Source organism: Paenibacillus sp. N119s, assembly GCF_059447605.1.
Genome location: NZ_JCAJRU010000234.1, coordinates 1 through 7,459, shown reverse-complemented (window position 1 = coordinate 7,459; position 7,459 = coordinate 1). Strand labels below are relative to the sequence as shown.

6 protein-coding genes are annotated in these 7,459 nt (G+C 48.0%); all 6 read right to left on the bottom strand.

The annotated features are described in order from the left end of the window. The coding region (locus AC5V8P_RS21065; RefSeq protein WP_495473829.1) for a YycH family regulatory protein at positions 1–1,248 on the bottom strand (1,248 nt) is incomplete at its 3' end. Further along, positions 1,245–2,999, bottom strand: a complete 1,755-nt coding sequence (gene walK, locus AC5V8P_RS21060; RefSeq protein ID WP_495473830.1) for a cell wall metabolism sensor histidine kinase WalK — start codon at positions 2,997–2,999, stop codon at positions 1,245–1,247. The genes AC5V8P_RS21065 and walK, both read right to left, overlap by 4 nt. Before the next feature lie 71 nt (positions 3,000–3,070). Continuing rightward, complete coding sequence (gene yycF, locus AC5V8P_RS21055) at positions 3,071–3,802, bottom strand: response regulator YycF (protein ID WP_064797514.1); 732 nt, start codon at positions 3,800–3,802, stop codon at positions 3,071–3,073. 230 nt (positions 3,803–4,032) lie between these two features. Then, positions 4,033–5,556, bottom strand: a complete 1,524-nt coding sequence (locus AC5V8P_RS21050) for a M23 family metallopeptidase (protein WP_064797513.1) — start codon at positions 5,554–5,556, stop codon at positions 4,033–4,035. Between the two features lie 309 nt (positions 5,557–5,865). Further along, positions 5,866–6,522 carry a hypothetical protein gene (locus AC5V8P_RS21045; protein WP_064797512.1) on the bottom strand — a complete coding sequence of 219 codons (657 nt, stop codon included), beginning with the start codon at positions 6,520–6,522 and terminating at the stop codon, positions 5,866–5,868. Positions 6,523–6,868: 346 nt separating this feature from the next. Then, positions 6,869–7,264, bottom strand: a complete 396-nt coding sequence (locus tag AC5V8P_RS21040) for a hypothetical protein (RefSeq protein ID WP_064797511.1) — start codon at positions 7,262–7,264, stop codon at positions 6,869–6,871. Between the last annotated feature and the right edge of the window lie 195 nt (positions 7,265–7,459).

The window sequence follows — 7,459 nt, the reverse complement described above, 5'->3', positions numbered from 1 at the left end:
GAACGTAACACGCCACTCAGGGACAAGCTTCAACCCGTCATTGATCAGCTCCGGTTGATATACAGGAGCTAAATCTCTAATCGTCTTGCCTTCGCCCACCGTTTGCAGTTGCTTCTCCAAGGCCTCGCCACCGGGCAGCAATACTTTCTTCGACGATTGCTCGCCGCCCTTGAGGTACAGCAGCGAACGGTCATAGACAGATGCCGTTTCCTGCTGGATCTGCAATGAAATCGTACCAAACCGGAACGATGGCGTGTCCAGCACCGGATAAGCACCATAATACTGCTGGAACATCACACTCGTGCGATTTTCATCGCTACTTCTCAATTTCATCTGATATGAAGCATCCCAGCCGCCATGCTGATTCACAAAATCCACTGCGGCCAACACGTCCCTAATCGGGCTGCTTCCATCCGCACCCGGTGCACTGGGATCGGTATAGCTCATCCAACGTTGATCCTGCTTGATCTGTAGGCTACGCTTGCTATCTGTATAAATCTGGGAACCATCTTTTTCCTGAATATTGCGCGTAATGCCCGGATCAAAAAATAAATTCCGCTGCATCTGTTCCGTCGTAAACAACCCGGCATATACCACTGGCTGTACAGTCTCCAGGTCATTCACAGGAATGTAGTACTGATTATTCACCAGCTTGTACAACGGAGCATTTTCCCCAAAATTCACGTGCTGCCGAATGTCTTCTACCGTCATATCGAACTGGTTCGCCTCATACACCACATCGCCTCTGGCACTAAAAAAGAGCGCATGCGGCTTGGCATTCTTTTCGTCGATATAGATCCAGATGCGGTTAATGGTTTCTCCCTGAAATACCGAATCCGGCGTCAGACGCATGACCCGTTCCAATAATGAAACCGGGACCCCGCCTGAAAATGATAGTTCAATCCCCTCATTCTCGCTGCGAATCCGTGCCCAGTCCGCTGACTGGATACTCCGACGTTGGAAATTATTAAAACTCCGGCTTTCCAGCCGTCTATAAATTAAATCGTAAAAAGTAACCCCCGGATAAAAAACGGTATGCTTCTTCTCACCTTGATGAATTAACATCCTATCAGGAAATACAAGGTTTTCAATCTTTTTCTCCTGCCCCATGCTTTCAGTTTTAACATAGTTCGTTTCTGAAGTGAGTACAGAATCACTGCCCGGAAGACGATAGATCAAAAAATAAGTCTGAACCAGGCTGGAAGCTACCAGCAAAACAAGCGTCCAGGACTTCAAACGTTCCTTCACTGTGCTTCCCTCCCCTCACCCGGCATAGGCAGCGTAAAGGTCGTACACGTTCCCTGGCCATATTCAGACTCCAGGAAAATCTGGCCTCCATGGGCCTTTACAATTTCCCGGGCAATCGACAGACCCAGTCCCGTGCCACCCATATTGCGCGATCTCGCCTTGTCTACACGATAAAACCGTTCAAAAATCCGGTCCAGATCTTTTTTCGGAATGCCAATTCCAGTATCCTGTACCGAAATAGCCAGCATGCCCTCATTGTTGCGGCGGGCTTCAATCCGAATACTTCCACCTTCTGGCGTATATTTCAATGCATTGGACATCAAATTGTCCAGCACCTGATCAATCTGATCGCGGTCGATCACGACCTTGCCAATCCCCCGCTCTACGAACATGCCTGAGCGAATGTGCTTTTCTTTCATTTGAAACGAAAACCGATCCGCAACCTCGTCCAGCATCTCCATTACATCGGCAGGCTGCATCCGCAAAGGTGCCTCATTGGAATCGAGCCGCGATAGATGCAGCAAATCTGTAACCAGCCGGATCATACGCTCCGTCTCGTTGCGGATCACACCCACAAAACGCTCTGCGAGCTGCGGCTCACTCATCGCGCCTTCATCCAGCGCTTCCGCATAGCTGCGGATCGTCGTCAGCGGTGTGCGCAGCTCATGGGATACATTGGCTACGAATTCCCGCCGCGTCGTCTCCATCTCCTCCTGCTCTGTCACGTCCTGGAGCACGGCAATCGTGCCCGTAATGCCAAATTCGCGCCGATGAATCGGCGTAAAGGTCACGCGGATGACGATGGGTTCATCCTGACCAGCCGGCTCCAGCTGCAAGAGCGTAGAAGCGGACGAGCCGCTGTACAGGGCCTCGGTTTCCTCGGGATCGATCCCTAGCAGCACCGCGATATGCCTGCCGGTCATTTCATTCTCGTTCACGCCCAGCATAGCGCTGGCCCGGCGATTGACCAGAATGACCCGGCCATGATCGTCGGTAGCGACCACACCGTCGCTCATATTGGTCAAGATGGAGGAGAGCTTCTCCTTCTCCTCCTCATTCTGCGACAGTGCCTCCCGCAGGCGTCCTGTCATATAGTTAAAGGCCACGCTCAGCCTACCGATCTCATCTTCGCCAAACACTGGCATCTGCTGGTCAAATTTGCCCTCTGCGACCTCCGTTGCATGCCGTGTCATCACTTTGATCGGATGCGTAATCGTGTGGGCCAGCACCACGCCCAGTACAGCCGTCAGCGCGAGCGCAATCAGCATACCCGAGAGAAACACATTGTTAATGCGTTTCATCGTATCGTACAGCTCAGCCATGGAAGCAGCGATGTACACTGCGCCGACGATTTTGCCTTGGCTGATGACAGGCTTGGCGACGACTTTCTTGCGGACGTTATCTTCGTCCACCATATATTCCTCGTTATCGCGGATTCCTTGGAGTGCGCGGCTAACCACTGTCTGCGTATTTTTACGTCCAACATAGTCAGCATGAGAGCCTTGAGAAGTAATCAGTACTTTGCCACTGGCATCCAGCACCTGAATTTCCGCACCGCTGAAATCAAACAAATTATTTACACGTGCACGCAGACTTTCAACACTGTCTTCTTCCATTTTGCCGTCACTTCCGCTCAGATCCTGCTCCGCCAGCACGGACAGCATCTCTGCCCGTGCTTGCAAATCCTGCGTAAAATTACTCGTCAAAGAGTTCTTCATCGAGCTGACAAAATAGACTCCAATCAATTGCATAGCCACCAAGATCAGTAGCACATAGATAATAATCAGCTTGGCATGAATGGTGCGAAAAAAGGACAGCCATCTCATGCCCGCAGGCCACCTTTGCCCCCGCTAACGATATACCCGAGGCCACGTCGTGTCAGGATGGTTTCCGGCTTGCTCGGGTTTTCCTCAATCTTCTCGCGCAACCGCCGGATCGTCACGTCTACTGTCCGCACATCCCCGTAGTATTCAAACCCCCATACCGCTTGAAGCAAATGCTCACGAGTCATGACCTTACCTGCATTTTTCGCCATATAATATAGAAGCTCATACTCGCGGTGCGTCAGATCAAGTGGTGTTCCGTTTTTATAAGCTGTATACATATCCGTATCAAAAAAGAGATCGCCTACGCGCAGCCCCTGCTTATCCTCCTGTGGGCGGCTTTCCGGTGAGCCTGTCACACCGCGTTGCTGTCTACGCATTTGTGCCTTCACCCGTGCCAGCAATTCACGTGTGCTGAACGGCTTCGTTACATAATCGTCCGCCCCCAGCTCCAGCCCTAGCACTTTGTCGATTTCCCCGTCCTTGGCAGTCAGCATAATAATTGGCGTCTGGAGCTGATGTCCCCGCACCTCGCGGCATACGTCCATACCGTCCATGCCCGGCAACATCAGGTCCAGCAAAATCAGGTCTGGCTGTTGCTTAACCGCGATATCCACCGCGCTGATTCCATCGAAGGCACAAATCACCTGGTAGCCCTCTTTTTCCAAATTAAATTTCAAAATATCAGCGATAGGCTGTTCATCATCCACTACTAGAATCGTCCCCTGCATACAGCGTTCACCTCTTCTCACGGATCATCATCTATCATTAACTTTCGTTTGTTAGCGCACATAAGATGCTTATTCTATTCTATCATACCCGTACGCTATTCCATTACTTTTCCAGACCCTTTTCTTTACGCAGAAAAAACCATGTCTGCACATGGCTGTTAAGCATGCAGAAAACATGGCCTTTCTCCTTGATCCCATGATCATGTAAATCCCGTGTATATACAGAGATCCTATCTTAAATACGTCATCGGATTTTGTGGTGTATTATTTTTGCGAATCTCAAAGTGAACATGTGTGCCTGTGGAACGTCCGGTGCTTCCCATGATACCAATCGCTTCACCTTGCTGAACAACCTGTCCCACATGAACACCTATACTGCTCAAATGCCCGTATACTGTTTGATAGCCGTTGCCATGGTCAATCATAATGACATTACCGTAGCCATTCTGCTGACCGGCAAATGACACGACACCTTCATCTGAAGCTTGAATCGTATGATTGCCGACCAGGTCAACACCTTCATGCATACGTCCCCAGCGCCCTCCGAAGCTGCTCGTCATGACTGCACCCGCAGTCGGCCAGGCAAACTGACCCGAGCCTTCCCCCTCGACCTTCGTTCCTCTTAGAACCACCTCGGTAACAGACGGCTGTAATACCTTTTGACCGAGCCATTCCTCTTGTATAACTTCACCGTTCTCTTTGGTCAAACGATAGTCCATCTCTTTAAGACCTGCTTGTCCCGGTCTAACGACTTTCGTAGCCCCTGCCTTCAATTCATCGCTCTGGCGAATCTCTACCTCAGGCTCGATGGCAATCTGCTCGACGACCTTTTCTACCGTTCGTACCGTGACAGGTACCTTCGGAGCCGTGACCTTCAACTCGTCCCCAATTTGCAAATACAACTCACGCAGACCGGGATTGTTCTGCTTAATCTCCCAAGCCGTCGTATCGAACTTGGTAGCAATCGACGACAATGAATCGCCTTCCTGCACCGTATAGGTTGTAGGAGCTTCACGCCCTTCGGTCAACACCTTAACCGCTTCTTCCTCCGTCAGCACCTTGTTGGGATCTGCTTTTACTGGCTCATATGCAATTTTTTCACGGATACTGGCAGACTCCAGCCATGCCTTAGGCGCCTTAGTACTTGCGCTAGCATGACTACTACCCACGGATGTTTTGCGAACCAGCCCCTTGATGCCTGTAGCCGTACCTTCACCCGCAGGTATGTATTTCTTCTGCACCTTCTTTAAAGCAGCTTGTGCAGTCGCTTTATCCTTTACAATGCCAACCGTCTGTCCGTTGACCTTCACTTCTACTCCTTTGGCATAAGCAGTCAGCATACCATCCAGCTTCTTCAGCGTAGCTGCGCTGTCGACATCCGCCTTATATGCTTTTTCCGTGCTCGTCGTTACCGCACTCGTATTGAGCACCATTTCCACGCCAGGATACTTGTCTTTATACTGTTTGCTCTTCGTTGTGTATAACTGCTTAAGCTGCTGCTCATTCAGGATACTGCCGACCTCAACGCCTTTAACATACACTTTATAATAAGGAACTGTATTGGCACCAACATATTGATTACTGGCAAAAATAAGACCGCCAACAATTACAATGCCGCCTGCCGTCCAATTCAACCATCTTTTCCGTCCGTTCCACCATGTTGCTATTTTGCCTGCTTTGCTAGCAGAATTGCTTCCAACACTTGGATTTTCATTCCTGTGGTCTGGTGATAACTTTCCCTTAGAAACCTCCATGGTTCTCTCCCTCTCAGCATATCTTATCTCTATAAAATGCGTTCATTTTTGTCGGTTTACACGATAAAAGCAGCCATTTTGCAGGCTTATCTATGATAATAGTCGCTATCTAACATTGCATAGTTACGTAAAAGGTTTCAAAAATTTAACCTTTTCACAACACAGTTTACTTTAACATAGCTTTTACAAAGAATTCAACTACACCCCAATTACTTCCTTGAACGCAAAAAAATCCGCGCCTGGCGCGGATTCTACAGTCCTGTTTTGAGCATTAACCCTGCCCATACATTCTTGTGTTTTATTCATGCATTATTTAAGCATACCCATCAGCTTGTTATATTCCTCTTTGGTCAAATACTTTGCAAGCACCTGCTGAATATCTTGCAGCTCCTGCTCGGTGAGACCACCTTCCATCGCGGCTGATATTTTTTGCATCTCTTCCGGTGGCAGTTTATTCATGAGAATTGTAAAAATCTCCTGCTTCTGGTCCGCCGGCAAATTGTTCTTCTTCTCCATCAGATGGTCGGGCGTAATGACCAAATCATGACCCTCGATACTCGTTTCAGGTGTAGCTGTTCCTTCTGCCTGCTGACGCGACTCACCGCTTGGTGTTCCCCCCGACGCGGCCCCCTTCTGAGAGCCCTTGTCATGGGATGTGCTACCTGTCTCACTTCCGTTTTCTTCTAAGCCCTGTCCCATGACAGGCAAAGCATTATCAGGCGGCGTTACACTTCCAGAGTCACTCCCTGTCGTCTTGCTCTTCCTTGTACCTGTACTTTGATCAGTACCAGTGCTACCTTTTAGCCAGCCAAGTCCCCATATCGGCTGTTGATCCAGCTGAATGTTGAATTGCCGCAACAGCGATTGAACATAAGCATTCACGACCACACCGGTCACTGCCAGTGTCAGCGCGCTGACCAACACCACGGTCATCCCCTTTTTGAGCAGCCATCCAAGCCACCTCATATCCCGTTACCCCCTTAATACGCATCTTGCCATGTTGTATCTCATGAAGTGCATATAAACCAGTATTGACGAGATATGACGATTTTTAACCCTTGGAATATGTAAAACTAGCACGATTGAATAGTAGATGTATTCTGGCAGTGGATCAGCGAGTACGGCGTACCTAAAAACGAAAAATGTCATTGCAGACATAATTTCGTGCATACAGCACCTGTCGTTTCAGTTCATCGTAATAAAGCTGCTTGAGTCTAAACCCCTTTTCCCATCTTAACCAACCATCCGGGGGTAGCTGAGCATGGGTCCAATATATTCACTTTACGAAGGCAATTATCAGCTAATGAAGCCTTTATTTATTAAACCATTTCGCCCAGGCATTATCTCTAGCTTGCGCGTTTTTCATTGCAATACCTTGGGAAATGTTAAACCAATCCGAATTTAGTTGTTGTTGCATTTGGATTTGTTGCTTTTGAGTCTTCTGCTGTTGTAAAGCCATGTTTTGATAAATAGCTAATGCATTTATCATAGCATTTGTAATTAACTCAGGATGACCTTTTAACTCATTTGCCAAATGAGAAAAACGACCTCTTAGAAGATTAAGTTTTTGATTTAGATAATCAGTTAGTGTATTTTCATGAGTTGTAGTTTTTATCTTTTGTGAGATTTCTTGATACACTTTACCTAATTCCTCTAAATATTGGTTTTTATTTTGAGTTAATTCTACAGTTTCCTCTTTATTGCTCATTTTTCTTCCTCCTGAGTTGCAAATTTTTGAGTATTCTTTAATTCTCGTAGTGTATTGACCTGGTTCGAATTGTATTTTCGCTCCGGGGTTATTTCCCAACTACAATTGCTGTCATATTGTATCCGAGTTAATCATTATTTATAACTGGGCTCCGAGTAGCCTTCTCGATCACAAAAGCTCTTTAGAGTATCGTCT

What these genes read in the sequence shown, in the direction of transcription:
- walK (WP_495473830.1), bottom strand. Translation starts at nt 2,999, where the DNA reads ATGCAATTGATTGGAGTCTATTTTGTCAGCTCGATGAAGAACTCTTTG.
- AC5V8P_RS21040 (WP_064797511.1), bottom strand. Translation starts at nt 7,264, where the DNA reads ATGAGCAATAAAGAGGAAACTGTAGAATTAACTCAAAATAAAAACCAA.
- yycF (WP_064797514.1), bottom strand. Translation starts at nt 3,802, where the DNA reads ATGCAGGGGACGATTCTAGTAGTGGATGATGAACAGCCTATCGCTGAT.
- AC5V8P_RS21050 (WP_064797513.1), bottom strand. Translation starts at nt 5,556, where the DNA reads ATGGAGGTTTCTAAGGGAAAGTTATCACCAGACCACAGGAATGAAAAT.
- AC5V8P_RS21045 (WP_064797512.1), bottom strand. Translation starts at nt 6,522, where the DNA reads ATGAGGTGGCTTGGATGGCTGCTCAAAAAGGGGATGACCGTGGTGTTG.